The sequence below is a fragment of the Streptomyces sp. DSM 41931 genome, from assembly GCF_050271085.1.
Lineage (GTDB): Bacteria > Actinomycetota > Actinomycetes > Streptomycetales > Streptomycetaceae > Streptomyces > Streptomyces albogriseolus.
In genome coordinates this window covers 4,842,335-4,863,918 of the sequence record NZ_CP189902.1, presented here as the reverse complement: position 1 = coordinate 4,863,918, position 21,584 = coordinate 4,842,335, and the positions used below count along the sequence as shown (strand labels likewise).

17 protein-coding genes, 2 tRNA genes and 1 pseudogene are annotated in these 21,584 nt (G+C 68.9%); 8 read left to right on the top strand and 12 right to left on the bottom strand.

What is annotated here, in order from left to right:
- Positions 1-3: 3 nt before the first annotated feature.
- The 10 genes from prfA to ACP7TJ_RS22680 form a co-directional block, all read right to left on the bottom strand.
- A complete protein-coding gene (gene prfA, locus ACP7TJ_RS22725; RefSeq protein ID WP_427764965.1) occupies positions 4-1,071 on the bottom strand; it encodes a peptide chain release factor 1 in 1,068 nt (355 codons plus the stop codon).
- 106 nt (positions 1,072-1,177) lie between these two features.
- Positions 1,178-1,399, bottom strand: a complete 222-nt coding sequence (gene rpmE / locus ACP7TJ_RS22720; protein ID WP_006130146.1) for a 50S ribosomal protein L31 — start codon at positions 1,397-1,399, stop codon at positions 1,178-1,180.
- A 168-nt stretch (positions 1,400-1,567) separates the two neighbouring features.
- Positions 1,568-3,331, bottom strand: a complete 1,764-nt coding sequence (locus ACP7TJ_RS22715; protein WP_427764961.1) for a trypsin-like serine protease — start codon at positions 3,329-3,331, stop codon at positions 1,568-1,570.
- 201 nt (positions 3,332-3,532) lie between these two features.
- Positions 3,533-5,575 (bottom strand): transcription termination factor Rho, encoded by a 2,043-nt coding sequence (gene rho / locus ACP7TJ_RS22710; protein ID WP_193460171.1) that lies wholly within the window; start codon positions 5,573-5,575, stop codon positions 3,533-3,535.
- A 421-nt stretch (positions 5,576-5,996) separates the two neighbouring features.
- Positions 5,997-6,914, bottom strand: coding sequence for a homoserine kinase (gene thrB / locus ACP7TJ_RS22705; protein WP_093768127.1), 918 nt, complete (start codon positions 6,912-6,914; stop codon positions 5,997-5,999).
- A 405-nt stretch (positions 6,915-7,319) separates the two neighbouring features.
- Positions 7,320-8,378 (bottom strand): threonine synthase, encoded by a 1,059-nt coding sequence (thrC, locus tag ACP7TJ_RS22700; protein WP_189911701.1) that lies wholly within the window; start codon positions 8,376-8,378, stop codon positions 7,320-7,322.
- A 6-nt stretch (positions 8,379-8,384) separates the two neighbouring features.
- Positions 8,385-9,677, bottom strand: coding sequence for a homoserine dehydrogenase (locus tag ACP7TJ_RS22695; protein WP_167744660.1), 1,293 nt, complete (start codon positions 9,675-9,677; stop codon positions 8,385-8,387).
- Positions 9,678-9,832: 155 nt separating this feature from the next.
- The gene (lysA, locus tag ACP7TJ_RS22690; protein ID WP_093768125.1) at positions 9,833-11,224 is read right to left on the bottom strand and encodes a diaminopimelate decarboxylase; all 1,392 of its coding nucleotides are present in this window, start codon (positions 11,222-11,224) and stop codon (positions 9,833-9,835) included.
- A 24-nt stretch (positions 11,225-11,248) separates the two neighbouring features.
- Positions 11,249-12,340, bottom strand: coding sequence for an ArgS-related anticodon-binding protein NrtL (nrtL, locus tag ACP7TJ_RS22685; protein ID WP_427764954.1), 1,092 nt, complete (start codon positions 12,338-12,340; stop codon positions 11,249-11,251).
- 97 nt (positions 12,341-12,437) lie between these two features.
- Positions 12,438-12,881 carry a response regulator gene (locus ACP7TJ_RS22680; protein ID WP_323137466.1) on the bottom strand — a complete coding sequence of 148 codons (444 nt, stop codon included), beginning with the start codon at positions 12,879-12,881 and terminating at the stop codon, positions 12,438-12,440.
- A gap of 183 nt (positions 12,882-13,064) precedes the next feature.
- Here ACP7TJ_RS22680 and ACP7TJ_RS22675 point away from each other — a divergent pair.
- Positions 13,065-13,139: transfer RNA gene (locus ACP7TJ_RS22675), tRNA-Arg, on the top strand.
- Between the two features lie 172 nt (positions 13,140-13,311).
- On the opposite strand, the gene ACP7TJ_RS22670 is transcribed toward ACP7TJ_RS22675, so the two are convergent.
- Positions 13,312-13,695, bottom strand: a complete 384-nt coding sequence (locus ACP7TJ_RS22670; protein ID WP_387586066.1) for a DUF6083 domain-containing protein — start codon at positions 13,693-13,695, stop codon at positions 13,312-13,314.
- A 435-nt stretch (positions 13,696-14,130) separates the two neighbouring features.
- On the opposite strand from ACP7TJ_RS22670, the gene ACP7TJ_RS22665 reads away from it, so the two are divergent.
- Positions 14,131-14,913, top strand: coding sequence for a hypothetical protein (locus ACP7TJ_RS22665; RefSeq protein WP_387586068.1), 783 nt, complete (start codon positions 14,131-14,133; stop codon positions 14,911-14,913).
- 211 nt (positions 14,914-15,124) lie between these two features.
- Here the strand turns inward: ACP7TJ_RS22665 and ACP7TJ_RS22660 are convergent, their stop codons facing one another.
- On the bottom strand, positions 15,125-16,255 hold the full coding sequence (locus tag ACP7TJ_RS22660) for an endonuclease NucS domain-containing protein (RefSeq protein ID WP_387586070.1): 1,131 nt from the start codon (positions 16,253-16,255) through the stop codon (positions 15,125-15,127).
- A gap of 252 nt (positions 16,256-16,507) precedes the next feature.
- Between ACP7TJ_RS22660 and ACP7TJ_RS22655 the strand changes: the two are divergent.
- The 6 genes and pseudogenes from ACP7TJ_RS22655 (at position 16,508) to ACP7TJ_RS22630 (ending at position 21,225) form a co-directional block, all read left to right on the top strand.
- Positions 16,508-17,325 (top strand): annotated as a pseudogene (locus ACP7TJ_RS22655) (IS5 family transposase).
- A 49-nt stretch (positions 17,326-17,374) separates the two neighbouring features.
- Positions 17,375-18,177 (top strand): IS5 family transposase gene (locus ACP7TJ_RS22650; RefSeq protein WP_427764948.1). Its coding sequence is split into 2 segments (ribosomal slippage): positions 17,375-17,723 and positions 17,723-18,177, totalling 804 coding nucleotides; the frame shifts between segments, so codons are not numbered across the junction.
- 120 nt (positions 18,178-18,297) lie between these two features.
- Entirely contained in the window at positions 18,298-18,873 is a 576-nt protein-coding gene (locus ACP7TJ_RS22645; RefSeq protein WP_427764945.1) for an SMI1/KNR4 family protein, read from the top strand.
- A 232-nt stretch (positions 18,874-19,105) separates the two neighbouring features.
- Entirely contained in the window at positions 19,106-20,011 is a 906-nt protein-coding gene (locus tag ACP7TJ_RS22640; protein WP_387586189.1) for a nucleotidyltransferase domain-containing protein, read from the top strand.
- Positions 20,012-20,013: 2 nt separating this feature from the next.
- Entirely contained in the window at positions 20,014-20,658 is a 645-nt protein-coding gene (locus ACP7TJ_RS22635) for a hypothetical protein (RefSeq protein ID WP_387586187.1), read from the top strand.
- 508 nt (positions 20,659-21,166) lie between these two features.
- Positions 21,167-21,225: transfer RNA gene (locus ACP7TJ_RS22630), tRNA-Ser, on the top strand.
- Positions 21,226-21,584 lie beyond the last annotated feature (359 nt).

The following is a 21,584-nucleotide window of genomic DNA, read 5'->3' as shown; positions in this document are numbered from 1 at the left end:
TGCTTACGCGGCGGCGAGCTTGGCGGCCGAGTCCGCGTCGACGCAGGCCTGGATCACCGCGTCGAGGTCGCCGTCCAGGACCTGGTCCAGGTTGTACGCCTTGAAGCCGACGCGGTGGTCCGAGATGCGGTTCTCCGGGTAGTTGTACGTGCGGATCTTCTCGGAGCGGTCGACGGTGCGGACCTGGCTGCGGCGGGCGTCGGCGGCCTCGCGCTCCGCCTCCTCCTGCGCCATGGCGAGGAGCCTGGAGCGCAGGATACGCAGGGCCTGCTCCTTGTTCTGCAGCTGGCTCTTCTCGTTCTGGCAGGAGGCGACGACACCGGTCGGGAGGTGCGTGATGCGCACGGCGGAGTCGGTGGTGTTCACCGACTGCCCGCCGGGTCCTGACGAGCGGTAGACGTCGATGCGCAGGTCGTTCGGGTTGATCTCCACGTCGACCTCCTCGGCCTCCGGGGTCACCAGGACGCCCGCGGCGGAGGTGTGGATGCGGCCCTGCGACTCGGTGGCCGGCACGCGCTGCACGCGGTGCACGCCGCCCTCGTACTTCAGCCGGGCCCACACGCCCTGGCCGGGCTCGGTCTGCCCTCGGGTCTTCACCGCGACCTGGACGTCCTTGTAACCGCCCAGCTCGGACTCGGTGGCGTCGATGATCTCGGTCTTCCAGCCGACGCGCTCGGCGTAGCGCAGGTACATGCGCAGCAGGTCGCCGGCGAACAGGGCGGACTCGTCGCCTCCGGCGCCCGCCTTGATCTCGAGGATGACGTCCTTGTCGTCGCTGGGGTCGCGCGGGACCAGCAGCAGCCGCAGCTTCTCGGTGAGCTCCTCGCGCTGCGCCTCCAGGTCCTTGACCTCGGCGGCGAACTCCGGGTCGTCGGCGCCCAGTTCGCGCGCGGCTCCGATGTCGTCGCCGGTCTGCTTCCAGGAGCGGTACGTGGCGACGATCGGGGTGAGCTCGGCGTAGCGCTTGTTCAGCTTGCGCGCGTTCGCCTGATCGGCGTGGACCGACGGGTCGGCGAGCTTCTTCTCCAGGTCGGCGTGCTCGGCGACGAGTTCCTCGACGGCCTCGAACATGGTGGGCTCCTGCTGGTACGTGGGTGAAGGGGCGGGCGACCAAAAACGCCGGTCCCGGCCTGCCCCCGGGCGGGGACGCGGCCGTGGACCGGCGAATCGGTGCTCGCTACTTCTTGGAGCCGGCGGCCTTGCCGAAGCGGGCCTCGAAGCGGGCCACACGGCCACCGGTGTCGAGGATCTTCTGCTTGCCCGTGTAGAACGGGTGGCACTCGGAGCAGACCTCGGCGCGGATGTTGCCGCTGGAGATCGTGCTGCGGGTGGTGAACGACGCGCCACAGGTGCAGCTGACCTGCGTCTCGACGTACTCGGGGTGGATGTCGCGCTTCAAGGTGTCTCCTAGGTTCCGGGAGGGCGCCGGGTCGCCGCCGCGGGATGCGGGAGCGTGAACCGGGGCCGACGTACCAGTCTGCCAGGACCGGGGCCGTCTCCCAAAACGGGGGTGGCCCCGGGAGACATTCCCGGGGCCACCTCGCGGTCCTGCGGACGTGCGGCGGGCTCAGCCCAGCACGTCGTAGTACTGGTAACCCGTGCCCATGGACAGCCGCGCCGAGAAGAACGGCGCGGCGCCTCGGCCGGTGCCCCGGTACAGGTACATCGTGCCGCTCGGGGTGCGGGCCAGCAGGTCCGCCTTCCCGTCGCCGCTGACGTCCCCGACCGTGACGAGGGCGTTGTACGTGGTGCTCTTCCACGTGGCCAGCTTGGTCCGGCCCGTGAAGGAGCCGGAGCCGGCCTTGCCGGTGCCCTTGTACAGGTACAGGTCGCCGGTGGTGCGGACGCGGGCCACCAGGTCCGTGCGGCCGTCACCGGTGAAGTCGCCGTGGCCGCGCAGGGCGTCGAACCCGCCCCAGCCCGTGCCCGTCTTCACACGGGTCGAGAAGCTGCCGTTGCCCTTGCCCGGGTACGTCCACAGCACGCCCGCCGAGTCCACCATCAGCAGGTCGGGCAGGTAGTCGCCGGTCACGTCACCGGGGGTGACGATCTGGCGGACGTACTTCCAGCCGGTGCCGAGCTGCTTGGTGGCCCAGCTGTTGCTGGAGATCACGTAGTGCGCCCAGTACAGGGTCCCGCCGGTGGTGCGGTAGACGAGGTCCTGGTAGCCGTCGCGGTCGAGGTCGGTCTGGAGGACGACGTTGACGCCCCTCCAGTCCCCCCACGCCTCCTGGGCGGCGAACTTCGAGCCCAGCGAGTTCCGGGAGTAACCGACGCCCGTGGACTTCTTGCGGGCCCACAGGTCGGCGCGGTGGTCGCCGTTGATGTCGGTGTCGTCGACGCGCGGGTAGGTGACGCCGACGTAGCTCGTCACCTTGGTGAAGACGCCGTAGGCGCCCTTCGCCACGCAGTCCTCGACGCCCCAGGAGACGACGCCCACGATCCGGTTGTTGACCACCAGCGGACCACCGGAGTCGCCGTTGCAGGCGGTGGTGGTGCCGGCGTCGCTGCCGGTGGCCGGCGCGCCCGCGCAGACCATGTGACCGCGGACGTAGTCGCTGCCCCAGGCGCCGGCGCACGTGGCGTCGGACTGGATGGGCAGCGTCGCCGTCTTCAGGTACTCGGAGATCTCGTTGTTGGTGGAGGTGGTGCGCCCCCAGCCGTAGACCCGGGCGTTGGTGCCCGGCGCGTACGACGCGGTGTCGCCCGCCGTGGTCATCCGCAGCGGGGTGGCCTTCACCGGCACCGGCAGCGTGAGCACCGCGATGTCGTTGTCGATGGTGGCCGCGTTGTACGCCGGGTTGTGCCACTGCCGCCAGACACCGGTGGCGGTGCCGCCGTGCAGGTCGCCGTCCGCGGAGGGCAGCTGGGTGGCGCCCGTGACGACGGCGCCGTTCTGGTACCAGTTGTAGCCCTTGACGCAGTGGGCGGCGGTGAGGATCTTCGTCGGCGCGACGACGACGCCGCCGCAGAAGAAGCCCTCGTCGTAGACCGGGTCGTAGTAGTGCAGCTGCGCCATCCAGGGCGCCGCGGAGATCGTGGTGGTGGTGCCACCGATGATCTTCGCGTCGATCCCGGAGTCGGCCTTGCCGCTCGTGCTGAGCGGCGCCTTCTCCTTGGCCCGGGCGGCCTCGTCCGCCGCCATCGCGTCCACGACGCGGCGGATCAGCTCGGACTGTGACGGTGACTCCGTCGCCGGAGTGACGTTCGGCTGGGGCAGCGCGGGCGCCGCCTGGGCCGCCGGCGCCGACAGCAGCGCCGCTCCGACGGCCACGGCGGCACCGGCCGCGGCCACGGCGAACCGGCGTCTGCGACGGCCGGGTCCGGACATGGGTGTAACCATGCAATTCCCCCCTCGGGATGCTGAGTTCGAGCGCTGAGTCCCGTTCAGGACCTGTTCGGGAACCCGTTCAGGGACAGCTCGAAGCAGCGTGATCGTACACCTGTCCGACGATCTTTGTGTACGAAAAACGGCCGTCCCGTGAAGGGACGGCCGTTCGCGTGCCCCCGCGGGGGCCGAGAAGGGGTGACGTCAGTCGCCGTTGCCCGGCGTCGGCGTCGTCTTCTGGATCTGCATCAGGAACTCGGCGTTCGACTTCGTCTGCTTCATCTTGTCGAGGAGCAGCTCGACCGCCTGCTGCTGGTCGAGCGCGTGCAGCACCCGGCGCAGCTTCCAGACGATGGCGAGCTCGTCACTGGCGAGCAGGATCTCTTCCTTACGGGTGCCGGACGCGTCGACGTCCACCGCGGGGAAGATGCGCTTGTCGGCGAGCTTCCGGTCAAGCTTGAGCTCCGCGTTGCCGGTGCCCTTGAACTCCTCGAAGATCACCTCGTCCATGCGGGACCCGGTGTCCACCAGGGCGGTGGCGAGGATGGTCAGCGAGCCGCCGTCCTCGATGTTGCGGGCCGCACCGAAGAAGCGCTTCGGCGGGTACAGGGCGGTCGAGTCGACACCACCGGACAGGATGCGGCCGGAGGCCGGGGCGGCGAGGTTGTACGCACGGCCCAGGCGGGTGATCGAGTCGAGCAGCACGACCACGTCGTGACCCAGCTCCACCAGGCGCTTGGCGCGCTCGATGGCCAGCTCGGCGACCGTGGTGTGGTCCTCGGCGGGGCGGTCGAAGGTCGAGGAGATGACCTCGCCCTTCACCGACCGCTGCATGTCGGTGACCTCTTCCGGACGCTCGTCGACCAGGACGACCATCAGGTGGCACTCGGGGTTGTTGTGCGTGATCGCGTTGGCGATCGCCTGCATGATCATGGTCTTGCCGGTCTTCGGCGGGGCCACGATCAGACCGCGCTGGCCCTTGCCGATCGGCGACACGAGGTCGATGATCCGCGTGGTCAGCACGCCCGGGTCGGTCTCCAGACGGAGGCGGTCCTGCGGGTACAGCGGGGTCAGCTTGTTGAACTCCGGGCGGCCGCGGCCGTGTTCGGGCGCCATGCCGTTGACGGAGTCCAGGCGGACCAGCGCGTTGAACTTCTCGCGCCGCTCGCCTTCCTTGGGCTGGCGCACCGCGCCCGTGATGTGGTCGCCCTTGCGCAGACCGTTCTTGCGGACCTGGGCGAGGGAGACGTACACGTCGTTCGGACCGGGCAGGTAGCCGGAGGTCCGGATGAACGCGTAGTTGTCGAGGATGTCCAGGATGCCCGCCACGGGGATCAGGACGTCGTCCTCGTTGATCTGCGGCTCCTGCACCTCGTCGCGGCCACGGCGGCCACGGCGGTCGCGGTAGCGGCCGCGACGGCCACGGCGGCCGCCTCCGTCGTCGTCGTACCCGTCGTCCTGACGGCCCCCGCCGCCCTGCTGGCTCTGCTGACGGCCGCCGCCCTGGTTCGGCTGCTGGTCGTCGCCCTTGCCGCGGCGGTCACCGCGGTCCCCGCGGTCGCCCCGGTCCCCGCGGTCACGGTCACGGCCACGCTCGCGGCGGTCGCGCCGGCGGCCCTCGCCGCCGTCCTGGTCGGACTTGCCCTCGCCCTGCTGGGACTGCTGCTGCGCCGGAGCCTCGGACGTGGTCTCGGTCTTCGCCTCGGCGGTGATCGTCTCGGTCGCGGCGGCCGGGGCGCCCGCGTCGGCGGTGGCGCGACGGCGGCGGCGCTCGGGGGCGCCCTCCGCGGTCTGCCCGGCGGCGGAGGCCTTCGGCGAGGGCTGGCCGGGGATGTCGATCTGCTGCTGGGCCGCGGCCTGGTCGGCGGGCGCCTGCTCGTCCTTGGCCTCGGTCTTCTTCCCGGCCTTCTCGGCCGTGTCACCCGTGCGGGCGCGGGAGGTGGCGCGGCGCTTGGGCTTGGTCTCGGCGGACTCGGCCTTGGCCGGGGCGTCCCCGGAAGGGGTGCCTCCACCGGCGGCCTGCGCCTCCTTGATGACCTCGATCAGCTGGCTCTTGCGCATACGCGCGGTGCCCCTGATGCCGAGGCCGGATGCGACCTGCTGCAGCTCGGCCAGCACCATGCCCTCGAGGCCGGTACCGCGGCGCCGCCGGGAGCCGGCACCGGTGGCAGGCGCGGAAGCGTCCGTGGCGGGCGCGGCAGCGGTCTCCTCGACACGTGCGCCCATCAGATCGGTGGTGTCGCTCACGAAGGGTCCTTCCCTGGAGCGGACGTCGGCCTGTCTGGCTCGGCGACCGGTTGTGCTGTCCGGCATCGTTCCCTGATGTGTGGACCGTGCCGGGGCGGTTGTCCGCCTGCGCGGCGGAAGAGATATCTGGTGATGGCGCTACCTCGACGAGCCGTGGCACCCAGTGTCACGTGGCGTGGTCGCACCGGTTCCGAAGCTCCCCCAGAGGGGGTGCCCCCACCTGCGGGCCGCTCAGTGTCCGTGTACGACGTACTGCCCGCGTACGTAGCAGTGAACACAGTGCGGCTTGGGGGGCTCCCGGAAGAATGTCTGTCCCGGACGGGGACACGAGGCACCTCGCCATGGTGGGGTCGGGTGCAGACTTGAGGTTAACACTACCGGATCCAACAAACATTCCCCCTCTCCAAATCCGGCAACCGTGTCAGGTCGCGAGCGGAAGGACGCTCGCTCCCTGGACGTCCAGGCCCAGCCGGTTGGCGGCCCAGTCGGCGCCGGCGAGCGCCTCGACCTTGTCGGCCGTGCCCGCGTCGGCCAGCGCCATGACCGTCGGTCCGGCGCCGGAGATGACCGCGGGGACGCCGTCCCCGCGCAGCCGCTCCACCAGTGCGGCGCTCTCCGGCATGGCCGGGGCGCGGTACTCCTGGTGCAGGCGGTCCTCGGTGGCGGGCAGCAGCAGCTCGGGGCGCCGGGTGAGGGCCTCGACGAGCAGGGCGGCACGGCCCGCGTTGGCGGCGGCGTCGACGTGCGGCACGGTGCGCGGGAGCAGTCCGCGCGCGGTCTCGGTGAGGACCGGCTTCGCGGGCACGAAAACCACCGGAACGATGGAATCGGCGGGCTCCATCCTGATCGCCCGGGCGGCGCCGCCCTCCATCCAGGACAGGGTGAAACCGCCGAGCAGACAGGCCGCGACGTTGTCGGGGTGGCCCTCGATCTCGGTGGCCAGCTCGAGCAGCGCGGTGTCGTCGAGCTTGGCCTCGGCGCCTATGGTCACGGCGCGGGCGGCGACGATCCCGGCGCAGATGGCGGCCGAGGAGGAGCCGAGGCCCCGGCCGTGCGGGATGCGGTTGGCGCAGACGATCTCCAGACCGCGCGGCTGCCCGCCGAGCAGGTCGAAGGCGGTGCGCAGGGAGCGTACGAGAAGGTGGCTCTCGTCCCGCGGGAGGGTCTCGCTGCCCTCACCCGCGATGTCGATGTGCAGCCCGGAGTCGGCCACCCGGACGACGACGTCGTCGTAAAGGCCCAGCGCGAGGCCGAAGGCGTCGAAGCCCGGGCCGAGGTTGGCGCTGGTGGCGGGGACGCGCACCCGGACGGCGGCGGCGCGGAACGCGGGACCGGCCATCGCTCGAAGACTCTCCTTGAGCTGCGTGGACTGTCGAATGACGTTCGATGGACATTCGATGACGTACGAGAACCCTGGGGCCGCCGCCGACCGGGCTGGCCGGCCGCTTCCGGGCCGTCCCGGGTCACTGGCGGGACCCTGAGGACGACGCACTGCCGCGGCATATGCGGCGGGCGGGTTCCCTACAGCCTATCGAAGGAAGGTTCACCTGCGACATAGGGCGCACAGGAGGCGCACGATGCGTGTCGCAAGCCCCCTGTGCACCCCCGTAGGGAGCGTCCCCCGGCAGGCGCGTCCTTACGCCGGTTTCGCGGTTCCGTGTCGGCGGGAGCACGCGGTTTCCACGGCTCCGCCGTCGGCGGAAGCGCGCGGCCCGGCGGGCCGGACGGCGCCTGTCGCCGCGGGTCAGACGAGGCCGAGCCGCTGGGCGGCGGTCGCGGCGTCGACCGGGACGGTGACCGGCTGCGGGGCGCCGGCGACGGCCCAGTCGGGGTCCTTCAGACCGTTGCCGGTGACCGTGCAAACGATCGTCTGGCCCGGGTCGACCTTGCCCTGCTCGGCGGCCTTCAGCAGACCGGCGACCGACGCGGCGGACGCGGGCTCGACGAAGACGCCCTCCTGGGAGGCCAGCAGCCGGTAGGCGCGCAGGATCTCACGGTCCGTCACCTCGTCGATGCGGCCGCCCGACTCGTCCCGCGCGGCCAGCGCGAACTGCCACGAGGCGGGGTTGCCGATGCGGATCGCGGTGGCGATGGTCGAGGGGTCCTTGACGACCTCGCCGCGCACGATCGGGGCGCTGCCGGAGGCCTGGTAGCCCCACATGCGCGGGGTGCGGGAGCTGACGCCGTCGGCGGCGTACTCCTTGTAGCCCCTCCAGTACGCGGTGATGTTGCCCGCGTTGCCCACCGGCAGGACGTGGATGTCGGGGGCGTCGCCCAGCATGTCCACGATCTCGAAGGCGGCGGTCTTCTGCCCCTCGATGCGCACCGGATTGACCGAATTGACCAGCGCCACCGGGTAGTTGTCGCTCAGCGAGCGGGCCAGCGTGAGGCAGTCGTCGAAGTTGCCGTCGACCTGGAGGATCTTCGCGCCGTGCACCAGCGCCTGGCCCATCTTGCCCAGCGCGATCTTGCCCTGCGGCACGAGCACGGCGCAGACCATCCCGGCCCGCACCGCGTACGCGGCGGCGGAGGCGGAGGTGTTGCCCGTGGAGGCGCAGATGACCGCCTTCGCGCCCTCCTCCTTGGCCCGGGAGATGGCCATGGTCATGCCGCGGTCCTTGAAGGACCCGGTCGGGTTCGCGCCCTCGACCTTGAGGTGGACCTCGCAGCCGGTGCGCTCGGAGAGCACCTGCGCGGGCACGAGCGGCGTACCGCCCTCACGGAGCGTCACGACCGGCGTGGTGTCCGATACCGGCAGCCGGTCCCGGTACTCCTCGATGATTCCGCGCCACTGGTGGGTCATTGCTGGTTACTCTCCTTCAACCCGCATGATGCTGGCGACACCACGCACGGTGTCGAGCTTGCGCAGCGCCTCCACGGTCCCGCCGAGGGCCGCGTCGGACGCACGGTGGGTGACGACGACGAGCGACGCCTCCCCGTCCTTGCCTTGCTGGCGGACCGTGTCGATCGAGACACCGTGCTCCGCGAACACGGTGGCGACCTGGGCGAGAACACCCGGTTTGTCGGCCACGTCCAGGCTGATGTGGTAGCGCGTGACGACCTCGCCCATCGGCGAGACGGGCAGCGCGGCGTACGCGGACTCGCCGGGCCCCGTGGTGCCGCCGAGCCGGTTGCGGCCGACCGCGACCAGGTCGCCGAGCACGGCGGAGGCGGTCGGGGAGCCGCCCGCGCCGGGACCGTAGAACATCAGCCGGCCGGAGGCGTCGGACTCGACGAACACGGCGTTGTAGGCGCCGCGCACGGAGGCCAGCGGGTGGCTGAGCGGGATCATCGCCGGGTGCACCCGCGCGGTGACCGACGCGCCGTCCTCGGCCCGCTCGCAGATGGCCAGCAGCTTGATGGTGCAGCCCATCTCCTTGGCGGAGGCGAAGTCCGCGGCCGTCACCTCGGTCATGCCCTCGCGGTGGACGTCGTCGAGGCGCACGCGGGTGTGGAAGGCGATCCCGGCGAGGATGGCGGCCTTGGCGGCGGCGTCGAAGCCCTCGACGTCGGCGGTCGGGTCGGCCTCGGCGTACCCCAGGGCGGTGGCCTCGTCGAGGGCCTCCTGATAACCGGCCCCGGTGGAGTCCATCTTGTCGAGGATGAAGTTGGTGGTGCCGTTGACGATGCCGAGCACCCGGTTGACCTTGTCGCCGGCGAGCGACTCGCGCAGCGGGCGGATCAGCGGGATGGCACCGGCCACGGCGGCCTCGTAGTAGAGGTCCTTGCCGTGCTCCTCGGCGGCGGCGTGCAGGGCGGCGCCGTCCTGGGCGAGAAGGGCCTTGTTGGCGGAGACGACGGAGGCGCCGTGCTCGAAGGCGGTGGTGATGAGGGTCCGGGCGGGCTCGATGCCGCCGATGACCTCCACGACGATGTCGAGGTCGCCGCGTTTGACCAGGGCGGTCGCGTCGGTGGTGATCAGCGCGGGGTCGATGCCCTCGCGCACCTTGTCCGGCCGCCGTACGGCCACGCCCGCGAGCTCGACCGGGGCGCCGATGCGGGCCGCGAGGTCGTCGGCGTGCGTCGTCATGATGCGCGCCACCTCTGAGCCGACCACTCCACAGCCCAGCAGCGCCACCTTCAGCGGACGCGTACGCATCATCCGACCTCGTTTCCTGATTACCGTCTCGGTTGCACCAGTCTCACTCACCGAACGGGACTTTCTGTGCAAAGTCCGGATCGTGAGACATCTATTTCATTTGGATGACCGCACCGGCGAAAGATCTTCCGTCGGCGCGGCCGCCGCCTTCGGGGACCTCAGCCGACGTCGAGCCGGAGCAGATCCTCCTCCGTCTCCCGACGGACGATGACACGCGCCTGACCGTCCTTGACCGCGACCACCGGCGGCCGCAGCACATGGTTGTAGTTGCTGGCCATGGACCGGCAGTACGCCCCGGTCGCCGGCACGGCGATCAGGTCGCCCGGCGCCAGGTCGCCCGGCAGGAACGCGTCCTTCACCACGATGTCACCGCTCTCGCAGTGCTTGCCGACGACCCGGGTGAGCATCGGCTCGGCGTCGGAGGAACGGGAGACCAGGGAGACGCTGTACTCGGCGTCGTACAGGGCGGTGCGGATGTTGTCCGACATCCCGCCGTCTACGGACACGTACGTGCGCAGCCCGTCGAGCGGCTTGACGGTGCCGACCTCGTAGAGCGTGAACGCGGTCGGCCCGACGATGGCACGTCCCGGCTCGACGGAGATGCGGGGCGTGCGCAGCTTCGCGGCCTCACACTCACGGGTGACGATCTCGGTGAGCGCCTTGGCGATCTCGTGCGGCTCGCGCGGGTCGTCGTCGCTCGTGTACGCGATCCCGAGCCCGCCGCCGAGGTCGATCTCGGGCAGCTCGACCCCGTGCTCGTCGCGGATGTCCTTCAGCAGCCCCACCACGCGGTGCGCGGCGACCTCGAAGCCGGACATGTCGAAGATCTGCGACCCGATGTGCGAGTGGATGCCGATGACCTCGAGGCCGTCGAGCTGCAACGCCCGCCGCACGGCCTCGGCGGCCTGCCCGCCGGCCAGCGGGATGCCGAACTTCTGGTCCTCGTGGGCCGTGGCGATGAACTCGTGGGTGTGCGCCTCGACGCCGACGGTGACGCGGATCTGCACCCGCTGCCGGACGCCCAGCTCACGGGCGATGTGGGCGACGCGGACGATCTCCTGGAAGGAGTCGAGCACGATGCGGCCGACGCCGGCCTCAACGGCGCGGCGGATCTCGGCGACGGACTTGTTGTTGCCGTGGAAGGCGATCCGCTCGGCGGGCATCCCCGCGGACAGGGCGGTGGCCAGCTCGCCGCCGGAGCAGACGTCGAGGTTCAGCCCCTCCTCGTTCAGCCACCGCACGACGGCCCGGGACAGGAACGCCTTGCCGGCGTAGAACACGTCGGCGTCCTCGCCGAAGGCGGTGCGCCAGGCGCGGGCCCGGGAACGGAAGTCGTCCTCGTCGAGGACGTAGGCGGGGGTGCCGTACTCCTCGGCCAGCCGCTTGACGTCGATCCCGCCGACGGTGAGCACGCCGTCGTCGTCACGGGTGACGGTCTGGGACCACACCTTGGGGTCGAGGGCGTTCGGGTCGGCGGGCGGCGCGAGGTAGTGCCCCTCGGGGAGGACGTCGGCGTGACGGGGCCCGGCGGGGTGTGCGGAACGGCTCATTGTTCGCGTGCTCTCTCAGAGGTGTCAGAGATGGTCGGGTGCGTCGATGCCGAGCAGGGTGAGGCCGCCGGCCAGCACCGTCCCGGCGGCTTCGGCGAGGGCGAGCCGGGCACGGTGGGCGGCCGAGGGTTTCTCGTCGCCGAGCGGCAGGACGGAGGGCAGCAGGGGCGCGAGCGCGTCGGCGACGGCGACGAGGTGCCGGGCGAGCCGGTCGGGGGCGCGGTGGGCGGCGGTGGCGGTTAGGACGCGAGGGTGGTCGGCGAGGAGGGGGAGGACGTCTCCGTGAGGGGCAACGGGCCGGTCGCCGTCGGAGGTGAGGGGGCCGGGCTCGGGGGTGAAGCCGAGGTCGGCGGCGTTGCGGAGGAGGGCGCGGGTGCGGGCGTGGGCGTACCGGACGCGGAAGAGGGGGTTGGTCTCGCGCTGGGCGAGGTGTTCGTCGTCGTGGCCGGGGCCGAGATGGGGGCGGTCGTGCGGGGCGGGGTGGAGCAGGGCCCAGCGGGCGGCGTCGCGGCCGAGGGGGGTGGGGTCGGCGGGGGCGGGGACGGGGCGGAGGGGGTCGCTGCGGGTGCCGGTGCCGGTGCCTACGGGGATGTCGCTGGGGATGCCGAGGATGCGCACCCAGGCGTCCTCGGGCGGCCCGGCGCAGGTGAGACGGGGGCGAGCGCCCTGCGACCGCAGCACGCGGGCGACGGCGTCCATGAGGACGACGGCGCGGGCGTCATGGGCGGCGTGGAGCTCCGGTGCCTGCCCGGCGAGGGTGTCGGTGTGCCCGTACCGGGCGCCGGCGCGGAGGATGTCGCGGACGAGGCGGGCCAGGCGGGCGTCGGCGCCGCCGTCGAGGGAGATGTTGAGAAACCCGGGCCCGGTGACGACGACGTCGCTGATCCCGTCGGTACGGAGAAGTCGGGTGCGCAGCAGCTCGGCGACGGCGGGGGCGGGCTGTCCGGCGGGGCGGGCGAGCTGAAGGGCGACGTTGGTGGCGTAGTCGCCGCAGCCTCCGGGCCCGGGGGGCGCGACGACGACCCGCTCGGGCAGCACGGCCACGGCGAGTTCTCCCGCGTCGACGGCACGACGCACCGCGTGCAGCACGGTGCGGGAGAGCTCGACGGGGGTCACGGGACAAGCGTAGGCGAGGAGGGGGGTGGGTAGGCGAACAGGTTGGTCGGCTGTCCCGGGATGTGGACGGGCGTGGACAGGCAGGGTGCGCGCGGAGTCAGCTTCCGGCATGCCCGGCGGCGGCCTCGGCGTCCCCGGGTCCGCGCACCCGCCCGGCCGACCCGATCGAGGAGCTGACCAGCGACTGCACGACGCGCACCAGCTCCTGCGGCTCGAAGGGCTTGGCGAGGAAGGCGTCGACGCCGACGTCGAGCCCGCTGTCGACCTCGTGCTGGGTGCAGGCGCTGACGATGACGAGGGGGATGCCGGCGGTCCGGGGGTCGGACCGCAGCCGCCCGGCGGTTCTGAGCCCGTCGAGGCGGGGCATGACGACGTCCAGGGTGATGAGGTCGGGCCGCACCTGATGCACGACTTCCAGACACTCGGCACCATCGGCCGCGGTCACCACCTCGATACCCTCCAGCTCGAGGTTGACCCTGATCAACTGCCGGATGACCTTGTTGTCGTCGACCACAAGAACCCGGCCCGAAGTGCTCGGCACGACTCGAGAGTAGGTCGAGCCCGGCCACCACGTCCGGCGTTTGCCCACTTCCACCCCGACCGGGGTACGGGCCGCACAGGGAGTCGACCGGGGCGGCCGCCGTCGGACGCGGAAAGTGGTTCATGACCACCCCCCGAGAACTGGTAGTGTTCTACCCGTCGCCGCGATCACCGCGACCGACGCGCCCCCGTAGCTCAGGGGATAGAGCAACGGCCTCCGGAGCCGTGTGCGCAGGTTCGAATCCTGCCGGGGGCACCATCGATTAGGTGCCCAAAGACCCCGTCACCAGCGGAAACGCTGAGAGCGGGGTCTTCGCGTATGTGCAGGCGTATGCCGCCCAGAGCGGCCGTATGCCGGGGTCCGTGGACTATTCGTGGACAGGATCTTGGGGCATCCTTCCTGGTCAGCCCCAAGGTTTTCGAGGCGCCCGTCAGCCGGCGTCCGGCCACTCTTCCGGAGGCGGAGGCGGCTCCGTATCGCTCTGTCGCTCTGCCTGCCGCGCGTTCTCGCCTCGCAGGCTCGTCAACCACGGCCACAGGTCCGGGAGCGGCTGTGCCGGGCATGCGAGACGGTGCTCAATGCGGCACCGCTGGAACTGATCCGGCGGACACACCCCGTAGACCGTCACCCGTCCATCGGACAGCTCGATCCACCGGTGCTCCGCCGGCACTGCGTGGGCCAGCGGATACATGTCCGGCTCCAGCAGTACCCAGTCCTGCTCCAGCGTCGCCACCCGATCCTGCAGCAGCCCGCAGTACGGGCAGCGGGGCTGCCCACCACCCAGCCGCCGCGGCTTCTCTTCCAAGGCCCCCATACTGCGAGGGTCGCCAGCCCGGCAGTCCAGGCGTAGAGCGCGAATCAGACGGAACCCCTGGGGCAACCGTCCGCCAGCGGGGCGAAACACGACGCGGCAGGTGCAGCCAGCAACCAACGGCCGACGGCACACGGCCGAGACATGGCGAAGCCCTCCGGCCCGAGCGGGCTGGAGGGCTGACGGCCTACGCGCGTGATCACTCGTACTCGCGCAACAACTCCTCGATCTTCCGGTTGACGATCTCCTGCCGTCCGTCGATGCGACGCGAGGAGACGCCGAGATTCCACTCAAGCGACCATCTTCGCATCGGTACTATATCATCAATACCGGGCAGAACGGATTAATCAGGCGAATGCGCTTTAAACTGTCGCGCTGCTCAGGTAGTCACGATCGCCGCGAGGACGCTCACACCCCGATCGGGTAAGAATATTCGGCATGACGTTCGTCGATCCGGCCGCTGGCCGCAACACGATCGGTGCCATGGAGCTCCGGAAGTTTGCAACCGTATGGGACACATACGACTCCACTAAGCACGGCCCTGTCCGAATGAACTCCTTCTATCCGGTAATCCGCCATGAGAATTGGTGGGGTTGTGGCGTACCGCTGAACGATTTGTGGGCCCTCGCTAGTTCTCACGGGATTCCCGTGGCGTGGGTCCCATCAGCTGATGTCCTCCGCAAACTCGCTGATGTCGGCCCCGATCACCAAGAGAAGCTACAAGTCCTCATCGGTGCACGTCATGACATCGTTGCATTGAGTCGCCAAAAGCTCGATGAGTGCGTGGATAGTTGGCTCGGTGACACCGTTACGGTGGCTCATAAATCACTAAGTGCTCTAGCTGACGGTCACGATGAGGCAGCCGCATGCCTGGCCCTTCTCGGGTCCGAGGATCTCATATACGAGATGTCGAACCTAACGCGCGGTGCGAAGTACAAGGACCTCACCGATAATGCGAAACAACAGCCCGTGGGCCTATTCGCTCACTCGCGCTACGTGCTGACTCCGCTAACGACGCTCTACACCACATGGTGGGCGAAGGACGGTGATCCAGTACCGACTGCGTTGTCCCGGCACGCCGTGGTGCATCGATTGCCCCTAGAACACCTCAGCGAGGGCCACTGTCTCATCGCAGTGATGTTGTTGGTTTCTATGGTTCGAGAAGCGCAGCAGAGATACGAGCGCATTCGTGATGACATGTTGGGCGACGAGGCGACGTAGGAGCCTCAACGGTTCGGCGCCCCCCTCTAGGGCCAGCCGTGCCGGGCAGTAAGGAGGGGACGACCGCTGACGCCGTGGCGTCGAAGGCGGCTCCCAACATGTAGAGCCCGCATCGGCCGGATAGCTCCGCTAGTGCCCCCAAGGGCAGTCTTAGCTACGGACCATACGTGAACGCGCGAGCGTTCACTGTCGCCCGGTACGCATGGCTGTATCAGGCGCCAGAAAAGCCTTGATCGATACCGAAGTGCCGGGTGACCTCTTCGATGGTGAAGCGGGCGCGGAGCTTGCAGGCGGAATTCTGGTTGGCGAAGAAGCCTGTGCGCCACAATGCCTCTTCGCGTGGCACGGCCCGCTCCCAAGTCACCGGGACGATCCACTCACGACGATCGTCCGCATCGCCGCTCTCTGCTCTGGCGCCGACACGTCGGTAGGTGCCCGCTAGGGAGAGGTCGGACATGCGCCAGCTTTCACCCTCGTTGCTGAGGACGGCGTCCTCGAACGGTTGGGGTTCGCCGGATACTGTGCCGACGCCCACGTATCCCACCTTGGGGATATGCGTGAACACCCTCGCCCCGAGAGGCAGGGACCGGAGCGTTCGGGAGAACCACTCCCCGCCTCCGGCAGACACGAATCCGTAGCGAAGGGCGTCGTCCCAATTCCGGCCGCCGGCCTCATCACCGAACGACACATACCAATCCGACCCGTTCCACGGCTCCTGCTTGCCACGCCCCTTCGCTCCGGCCGACGGCACCACAGCCTCGGCCTCGTCCATCAACCAGGTACGGGCGAGATAGGAGCGCCCCTCATCCTCGAAGTAACGAAAGAAGAGCACATTGACCGGGACCTGAAACCCCGACGCCAGGTAGGTGACGATCCGCTCCGTTGCCGCATCGATCTCACTCGCGACGATGGTGAGAGCGTGGGTCGAATTGAGCGCTTCCGGCGGAGTTCCACCGAATCGCACCGCGAACGCCTCGTCCAACTCCTCCGCCATTCCTCTGCCGCGGGCGTAGGAGGCGTAGATGTCACGGATCTGCTCGTTGGTGAGATCCTGGACCCAGGAACCGTAGTCGAGGACCTGAGCCACCACTTCCCGAGGCGTACGGTCTCGCTTGAGTTCCAGAACGTGCAGGCCACCCTCGGCATCCATGCCCAGCAGGTCAACAACCTTCCCGTACTGGGTGAGCACCTGTCGGCCGATCAGCAGCAACGGATGCCCCAGGATGCCGGGATCAGCCTCTATGAGCTCCTCAAGTCGGGACTCCAAAGGCATCGGCCGCGTAGCGACCCGCACGGGCTTGTCGTCTACACGCCACAGCCCGAACTCCAGCGGCATCGCCATCCCCCCTCCGTTCCTACCAGCAGGCCCAGCTGACCAGGCATGGCTAACGACTGTATGACGACGAACCCTTGTCTGCCAGTAGGCCGAGCTGGCGGTCCGGCTCCACGTGATTGCCGTTGCGGTACAGCAGCGAAGTACAGCAACCAACGTGACCTCAGTCGACCGCCAACAGCCATCAATAGCCGACTTACTGGCTCTAACAAAAGCTGTTTGATCATGTGACTGTCTGCTTGATCGTTCGTTGATGTGGTCATGGGGAAGCGTCAGTCGCGGCCGTGGATCGTGTCGGACGAACTGTGGTCGCTCATCGAGCCGTTGCTGCCCGAGCCGCCGCCGAAGCAGGTAGAAGGCCGGCCGCGGGTGCCCGACCGCCAAGCGTTGTGCGGGATCCTGTTCGTCCTCCACACCGGCATTCAGTGGGAGTACCTGCCCCAGGAGCTCGGCTTCGGCTCGGGCATGACGTGCTGGCGGCGTCTGGCGGCCTGGAACGAGGCCGGAGTCTGGGAGAAGCTGCACCAGCTGCTGCTGAACAAGCTGCGGTCGAAGAACCAGCTGGACTGGTCCCGGGCGGTGATCGACTCATCCCACGTCCGGGCCGCACGCAGGGGCCCAAAAGCGGACCCAGCCCGGTCGACCGCGCACGGCCGGGCAGCAAGCACCACATCATCACCGACGGCCAGGGCATCCCGCTCGCGGTGTCGCTGACCGGCGGAAACCGCAACGACGTCACCCAACTCCTGCCGCTGCTGGACAAGATCCCGCCAGTGGCGGGAGCCGTGGGCCGGCCGCGCAGGCGGCCCGACATGCTCTTCGCGGACCGCGGCTACGACCACGACAAGTACCGCCGGCTTCTGCGGCAGCGCGGGATCCGCCCGGTGATCGCCGAGCGTGGCCAGCCGCACGGTACCGGTCTGGGCACCTTCCGCTGGGTCGTCGAACGGACGATCTCCTGGCTGCATGGCTTCCGCCGCCTACGCATCCGGTGGGAACGACGCGACGACATCCACGAGGCCTTCCTCGGACTCGCCGTCTGCCTGATCACCCACCGGCACGTCCAGAGGCTTTGTTAGGGCCAGTTAGACGTCGTTTCTTATGGCGTGATCGTTCGTTGAGCAGTGCATGACGGATCTGGTAAAGCGGTTGGTGCCGGACGAGTTGTGGACGCTGTTCCGGCGGGTGGTCCAGCCGACGCAGGTCATACGTCCGCAAGGTGGCGGGCGACAGCGGGCCGGTGACCGTCTGGCCGCGATCATCTTCGTGGCAACCTCGGGCTGCACTTGGCGGCAGTTGCCGCCGGTGTTCGGTCCGGCCTGGCCCACGGTCTACCGGCGCTTCGCCCAGTGGAGCCGGGAGCGGGTCTGGGCCCGGCTCCACCGCCTGGTCCTGGACGAACTCGGCGCCCGAGGCGAGCTGGACTGGTCGCGGTGCGCGATCGACTCCGTCAGCGTCCGCGCGGTAAAAGGGGGCTACTGACCGGTCCGAATCCGACCGACCGCGGCAAAGCGGGATCGAAAATCCACCTGATCACGGACCGGAACGGAGTGCCGCTGTCGCTGGGTATTTCCGGCGCTAACATGCATGACAGTCAGGGCCTTGAGCCGCTCGTGCGCGGCATACCGCCCATCCGTTCCCGTCGCGGCCCCCGCCGACGGCGGCCCGCCAAGCTCCACGCCGACAAGGGCTACGACTACGACCACCTGCGCCGATGGCTCCGCAAGCGCGGCATCCGCCACCGCATCGCCCGCAAGGGCATCGAATCCTCCCAGCGGCTGGGCCGCCACCGCTGGGTGGTCGAGAGGACCGTGTCCTGGCTGGCCGGCTGCCGACGACTGCACCGCCGCTACGAACGCGAGGCAGAACATTTCCTCGCCTTCGTCGGCATAGCCGCAGCCCTCATCTGCCAGCGCCGCCTGATCGAATAGCTCCCCCGAGAGCGGGCCGCGTCCCTCGCTACCCGCGGTACAGGGGCACGGTGGCCTCTGACGACAGGCCGGGCGGCATCAGTGGCGCTGATGTCAGACGGGTCTGGCACGCTGCTCGCCATGACAGACGATCTGATCGGCACACAGGCGCCGATGCACCGCATCACCGAGCCGGAAGAGGCGATCGCGGCACTGGAACGTGCTGTTCCTGGACTGGCCGAGTACCGCCGATCAGAGCCCGCCGTCCTCAACTGGGCCTTGCTCGAGCACGGCCTGGACACCGCGCTACCCGCCGACTACAAGCGCCTCGCCGAGTGGTACCCCACCTTCGCCCTCGGAGACTTTCTCCTCGTCGGCCTTCCTACACCGGGCGAAGAGCACTACTGGCTCCGCGGTATCCGCGATGACCTTGAAGGGGTCATCCACGCGTGGTGGGAGGCCGATATGTCCATCGGCCTGCGCCCGCATCCGGCAACGGGCGGCCTACTGCCGTGGGCGGAGTCCAACGAGGGCGACAAGTTCCTCTGGAGTACGACTGGGGACAACCCGCAGCAGTGGCTCGTCACCATCGCCTCTCGCAACGGCGGCTGGTGGCATTACGAGGGTGGCGCCGTCCAGTTCCTCGCCGAACTCTGCGACGGCACGTTGGAACCCTGGGCGCTGCCCCCAGTCGACCCTGAAGTCACCCCTTGCTGAGCGATTCGCAGGCCGTCATCAGCCATAAGAAACGACGTCTTACCAGCCCACCGGACCCCGATGACCTCAGCCGAGAGTTCGGGACGAATAGGTTATGGGAGCGATTCCGCCACAGGCGCTCGATCTCCGGCCCGGACCGAGACGTCGGGTGACAGTGTTCTGCTGTAGGCAGGTTTGTCAGACCCCGCTCGTACGCTGTCCCCGGCACAGGGCCGGAGGTAGGGAGGAGTTCATGGCACGACAACTGACGTACGCTCAGCGGCTCGTACTGATCACCAAGTGGAAGAACCCTCCAGGACCTTCCGAGCAGGCGAGGTTGGAGCGGGCTGAGCGCATGGTGAAGGATGCGGTCAGCTGGCATGAGCCGTTCCGGGGGTTCGACATCACGGTCGCGGCGAAGGGTTCCTACCCTAACAAGACAAATGTCCGCGGTGACAGCGACGTGGACATCATGGTGAGGCTCAACGACCCCTGCCACACCGACGGCCTAGCGTCATGGTGGTGGGGCCAGCCAGCCCGGTATACGGGTCCGTGGACCAAGGCCAAGCTCCGCGAGGAAGTCCACGCCGCTCTCACCAGCTACTTCGGATGGGTAGACGCGGAACACAACATCGCCTTCTACGTCCCGGAGGTCCTCGGCAGCCGTCCCAGCATCGACGTGGTGCCGTGCTTCAAGTGGGTGAAGTACGACCTCGCGGCACCTGAGGGCGAGCACGTCGGGAGCGTCGTCTACGGACGTAACGGCAAGCAAATCATCAACTGGCCCGAGCTTCAGCTGACCAACGGCCGCACGAAGAACACCAACACCAACTACCGGTACAAGTTCGTGGTGCGGGTCTTGAAGAACGTGGAGAACGACCTCGCGGCGCAGGGCATCATCAAGGCCCTGCCGTCGTATTTCTCCGAGTGCCTGATCTACAACGTCCCAGACCACGTCTTCCTCGCTGGTGACCTGGACGACGCGGTCCGCTCCAGCTTGAAGGAGGTCTACCGGCAGCTCAGGTCCTTCATGGGGCCTCAGGTCATGTGGGAGCCGAACGGAATGAAGAGGGTCTTCGGCGAAGGCCAGAAATGGAATATAAAGGACGCCCGCGAGCTGATCGAAGGCGCCTGGCACTACCTCGGCTATGGAGACTGACGATGAGCACGGCCAGCAATATCCGCACCGGCGCCACCATCGCCGCCACCCTCTATACGGTCATCCTGGTCGTCCTGGACCTGTACCCGTCGCAGTTCCGGTACCTGTTCGCCTACATCCCGGCCGCTGTCGGATACTGCGTCGTCGTCTTCGACAAGTGGGCCTGGCACTGGCCCGTCATCCACCGCTTGACCGGTCGGCCCTGGGTCACCGGCACATGGCGTGTGGTGTTGTCCCCGAGCCCGCTCAGTCACATCCCCAAAGGGGGCAACCGAGGCCCGATCACCACGTATATGACGATCGAGCAGACCTTCTGGAGCCTGCACGCCACGCTCCGCACCAAGGAAAGCACCTCCCGGTCGAGCAACGCCACCATCGGCTCACCTGAGAACTCTGGTACGGCCGAGATCGGATTCCTGTACGACAACACGCCGCGCGTAGAACACCAGCACCGCAGCCCCCGGCACGAAGGGGCCTGCCGGATATCGGTCACGGGCCTGACCCCACGAGCTGCCACCGGGCACTACTACACCAGCCGTTTCACCGCCGGCGACATGGATTACACCCTGCTCAACCGCTCCACCGACTACGGCACCTTCGCCGATGCACAAGCCGCCGACCCAGAGCACGCCAGCACCAGCACCTGAGCGCGACCACCGCCACCGCATCGCGCGGCACGAAAAGGAGGCAGCCCCGGGCGCACTCGTCCCGTCACAAAGTCCTGGGCCCGTCTCGCACGCTCCGAGAGGGAGCGCGGAGGCGCCTTGAAGCGGTGGCTCCCTCAGAACCAACGGCAGCGGCAAGCCAGCGCATGTGCGCGATGGGCACGAAAGTTCATCGGTCACCAAGGTTGTACCAACGCCGGGGGGAACCAAATGGCTTCAGGTTGAGGCAGAATAACCACACGTCAGCGGGCCCTCAGTGCGGGTGGGAGACACTACAGCCAAGGCAGGCCCACCACCCAAGTCGCAGGACGAAGAGGTCATGGGAGTAAATCCCGCCGTCCCAGCACGGCACAGGCCATGGCGCGCTTAGCTCGCATGCCCCGCTTCCTTCGGCTCCTGCCCTTCCGAAAGCGACGCTCTGTCGGCCGTGGACTATGCGTGGACTCGTCCCGCCTGACCGAGCACTTACAGGGCCGTGACCTGCTGCGTTGCCCAGGTCCCAAGCGGCCTCCGGAGCCGTGTGCGCAGGTTCGAATCCTGCCGGGGGCACTTCGCACCAGGTGCCCGAAGACCCCGCCATCAGCGCTTTCACTGAGGACGGGGTCTTCGCGTATGTGCGGGCGTGTGCGGCTCGGAGTAACCGTACGTCGGGCACTGCGGACCGTACGTGGACTGTCCACGGAGCAGTGGGCGACGGCGTCCACGCATACCTCCCGAGTCTGATGCGGCGACGCTGCGGTTACGTACTGCGGCGTAGGCAGTGCATACCCTGGCAGGACGAAAGCGGTAGGGGACCGCGGAAGCATCAAGGGCACCGGACTGCATCGCTGACCGAGGAGCGTGCCGCATGCCCACCATTGCTTCCCTCTCCGCCAACGGCCCTGCGGACAAGGGTCACTTACCCGGCC

Excerpts from the sequence above, each read along its gene's own strand:
- prfA (WP_427764965.1), bottom strand. The coding sequence starts at position 1,071 with ATGTTCGAGGCCGTCGAGGAACTCGTCGCCGAGCACGCCGACCTGGAG.
- ACP7TJ_RS22715 (WP_427764961.1), bottom strand. The coding sequence starts at position 3,331 with ATGTCCGGACCCGGCCGTCGCAGACGCCGGTTCGCCGTGGCCGCGGCC.
- thrB (WP_093768127.1), bottom strand. The coding sequence starts at position 6,914 with ATGGCCGGTCCCGCGTTCCGCGCCGCCGCCGTCCGGGTGCGCGTCCCC.
- thrC (WP_189911701.1), bottom strand. The coding sequence starts at position 8,378 with ATGACCCACCAGTGGCGCGGAATCATCGAGGAGTACCGGGACCGGCTG.
- ACP7TJ_RS22695 (WP_167744660.1), bottom strand. The coding sequence starts at position 9,677 with ATGATGCGTACGCGTCCGCTGAAGGTGGCGCTGCTGGGCTGTGGAGTG.
- lysA (WP_093768125.1), bottom strand. The coding sequence starts at position 11,224 with ATGAGCCGTTCCGCACACCCCGCCGGGCCCCGTCACGCCGACGTCCTC.
- ACP7TJ_RS22670 (WP_387586066.1), bottom strand. The coding sequence starts at position 13,695 with ATGGGGGCCTTGGAAGAGAAGCCGCGGCGGCTGGGTGGTGGGCAGCCC.
- ACP7TJ_RS22665 (WP_387586068.1), top strand. The coding sequence starts at position 14,131 with ATGACGTTCGTCGATCCGGCCGCTGGCCGCAACACGATCGGTGCCATG.
- ACP7TJ_RS22660 (WP_387586070.1), bottom strand. The coding sequence starts at position 16,255 with ATGGCGATGCCGCTGGAGTTCGGGCTGTGGCGTGTAGACGACAAGCCC.
- ACP7TJ_RS22645 (WP_427764945.1), top strand. The coding sequence starts at position 18,298 with ATGACAGACGATCTGATCGGCACACAGGCGCCGATGCACCGCATCACC.
- ACP7TJ_RS22640 (WP_387586189.1), top strand. The coding sequence starts at position 19,106 with ATGGCACGACAACTGACGTACGCTCAGCGGCTCGTACTGATCACCAAG.
- ACP7TJ_RS22635 (WP_387586187.1), top strand. The coding sequence starts at position 20,014 with ATGAGCACGGCCAGCAATATCCGCACCGGCGCCACCATCGCCGCCACC.